The sequence below is a fragment of the Romboutsia sp. genome (genome assembly GCF_051659545.1).
Lineage (GTDB): Bacteria > Bacillota > Clostridia > Peptostreptococcales > Peptostreptococcaceae > JBOFOR01.
This window is the reverse complement of record NZ_JBOFOR010000071.1, coordinates 1-2,546: the sequence shown is the minus strand read 5'-3', so window position 1 is coordinate 2,546 and position 2,546 is coordinate 1. Positions and strand designations below refer to the sequence as shown.

The 2,546-nt window shown below is 25.4% G+C and carries 5 protein-coding genes; all 5 read left to right on the top strand.

What is annotated here, in order from left to right:
* The first annotated feature begins 2 nt into the window (after window positions 1-2).
* Window positions 3-92: a sigma factor-like helix-turn-helix DNA-binding protein gene (locus tag ACRC03_RS03865; RefSeq protein ID WP_438651236.1), complete on the top strand. Its 90-nt coding sequence runs from the start codon at window positions 3-5 to the stop codon at window positions 90-92.
* A gap of 127 nt (window positions 93-219) precedes the next feature.
* Window positions 220-690, top strand: coding sequence for a hypothetical protein (locus tag ACRC03_RS03860; RefSeq protein WP_438651235.1), 471 nt, complete (start codon window positions 220-222; stop codon window positions 688-690).
* Window position 691: 1 nt separating this feature from the next.
* On the top strand, window positions 692-1,345 hold the full coding sequence (locus tag ACRC03_RS03855; RefSeq protein WP_438651234.1) for an accessory gene regulator ArgB-like protein: 654 nt from the start codon (window positions 692-694) through the stop codon (window positions 1,343-1,345).
* Window positions 1,346-1,424: 79 nt separating this feature from the next.
* Window positions 1,425-1,544 (top strand): cyclic lactone autoinducer peptide, encoded by a 120-nt coding sequence (locus ACRC03_RS03850; RefSeq protein WP_438651233.1) that lies wholly within the window; start codon window positions 1,425-1,427, stop codon window positions 1,542-1,544.
* Window positions 1,545-1,633: 89 nt separating this feature from the next.
* Window positions 1,634-2,546 (top strand): GGDEF domain-containing protein (locus ACRC03_RS03845; RefSeq protein ID WP_438651232.1); only part of this gene is annotated, 913 nt, incomplete at its 3' end.

The window sequence follows — 2,546 nt, the reverse complement described above, 5'->3', positions numbered from 1 at the left end:
AAATAGAAGTTGCGGAAGAAATTGGGATATCTCAAGCTCAGGTGTCTAGAATTGAAAAGAATGCGTTAAAAAATATGAAAAAGTATATATAGATATAAATACTATTAATCGTTGATATAAAAATATCAACGATTTTTTATGTGAAAAAATCTAAAAATGTCAACAAATAGATTTATTAGTGCTATAATATATATATATAAGTTAATAAGGAGATATGAAATGTTAGAGTCATCGGCAGCATATGTATTAGTGAGAACGATACCTGAGAGTATAGTATTAATTTTAGCAGGTATGATTTTATCAAGTAAAAAAATAAATAAAAAAGAGATAATAATCAAAGGGATTTTATTTGGTGTAATTGTTACATTTATAAGAATATTACCCATAACATTTGGTGTACATACAATACTATCTATGTTAGCTTTTGCTGTTATTATATTTGAAAATACAGATAGAGAAACAATAAAAACAATGATAATTATGTGTGAGGTTTGGATAGCCACAGTATTAAGCGAAGGTATTTATGTTGTTATTGCAACAAGTTTATTCAAGATACCCTTTGATTTACTTATGAACAATAAAGACTTAAAAGGTGCTTTATTAACATTGCCATCTTTACTGATTATAATATGTATAGTAATTGTAATTAAGAAAATAGAAGAAAAAATCAAAAAAATATCAAGGAGTTAGCATGAGCTATATAAGTAAAGTTTCTTTAAATTTAAGTAATAAACTAGGGAATAAATTAAATAAATCATGCGAACAGAAATCAGTTTTAAACTATGGACTATTTATTATATTGCATACTGGTTTATCTTTAATTATAACTCTTATCACAGGAATTATATTTAATATAGTGTGTGAAATTATGACTATATCTATTGTTGCAGCTCTTTTAAAAAGATACTCTGGAGGAGTACATTCAAGTACACCAGAAAGATGTTTAATAGTAGGATTATTTTTTTCTATTATAGGAGCTATTTTAGATAAATACTTAGTAATTAAGGTTAATGATAAATATTTAATAATAATAGGACTAGTTGTTTTGACTATTGAATTTTTAATATTATATATAAAATGTCCTGTTTCATCAAAAAATAAACCTCTAAACAAAGAATCAACTAGAAAAAGGTTAAGAATAGGATGTTTTAAGTTAATGCTAATTTACATTGTGACAATACTCGTTAATTTCATAATATATGAATTTAATCAAAGTGTAATATCGAAGTCGATAGCTATAGGTATAACAATTGGAATATTTATACAAGTATTTGCTTTGACCAAAGTAGGGAATAAATTTATAAAATTATCAGAGATAATATTTAATTTAGTTAAAATAAAATAAATATTTTATGAGGATTTTGAAATAAGTAATCTTATTTTAAAATAAAAGAATACCATAACATAATAAGGAGGGTATAAATATGGAAACTTTACTAAACTCTATAGCATCATTTATAACTAATATAGCTAATGGAGTAGCTCCAGCATGTGTATTTATGTTTTTTGAGCCAGAGGTACCAGAGTCATTAAGAGAAGAATAAGTTGTAAAACCATAGGTTCTGAAAAGTTCTTATGGTTTCTTATTAAAATAAGATAATTATAAGCAAATATGTAAACTTTGGGTGATGATATGGGAAGTTTTGAACAACAAAGAAATAAAAAACTTTTTGAAATAATAACTATTTTAAAATTGATATATATAATATTAAGTATGGTAGGTATATGGAGTGCATTTGAGTTTGATAAAAAAATTAAAAGTGCTATACAAATGCCTGTCATCGTAAGTATAGTACTGTTTATAATTTTATTGTATTTTTCATGGGTATCCAATCATATTAAAAATACAATTGATAAGCAACCTAAAATAGTAGATATTATAGAAACCATTATAATGTTAGCGATATTTATAGTAGCCTTAAAGGCTACAGGATTAGGGAGTAGTAATTATAAGCTATTAAGTATATTTATTGTATTAATAGGAGCTATACAGTTTGGAAGAAATTATAGTCTATCTTTAGCTATACTTTTATCAATAATAATACTTATAGTAGATTTTATTTCAGGAAATTCAAGTAGAAATGTTTTAAGTGGATACTTTGAAAGTGATTTAGTACTTTTAAGTGCATTATTTACATCGGCATTTATATTGGGATTATATGTAGAAGTAGAAAAAGAGCATAGCAAAGAACTAAAAAACTTAGCAAATATAGATGAGCTTACAGGGCTGTTCAATCATAGATACTTTCAAGAACACCTTGAAAAATCCATGATTAATGCTGATAAAAATAAAGAAGAAATATCGTTACTGTTTATGGATATAGATTATTTTAAGAATTTCAACGATATAAATGGACATCAAGCGGGGGATGTGGCTCTTAGGCAAATAGGAGATATACTAAAAAAATGTGTCAGAAAAATAGATATTGTAGCAAGATATGGGGGAGAAGAATTTGCTATAATACTACCTGATACGAAAGAAGAAGATGCTATTAAGATAGGAGAAAGAATAAGAGAATCAATACAAAATACTTACTTTATAGGTC

Bases quoted from the DNA above. Each gene is read 5' to 3' on its own strand.
- ACRC03_RS03860 (WP_438651235.1), top strand. From the start codon at position 220: ATGTTAGAGTCATCGGCAGCATATGTATTAGTGAGAACGATACCTGAG.
- ACRC03_RS03855 (WP_438651234.1), top strand. From the start codon at position 692: ATGAGCTATATAAGTAAAGTTTCTTTAAATTTAAGTAATAAACTAGGG.
- ACRC03_RS03850 (WP_438651233.1), top strand. From the start codon at position 1,425: ATGGAAACTTTACTAAACTCTATAGCATCATTTATAACTAATATAGCT.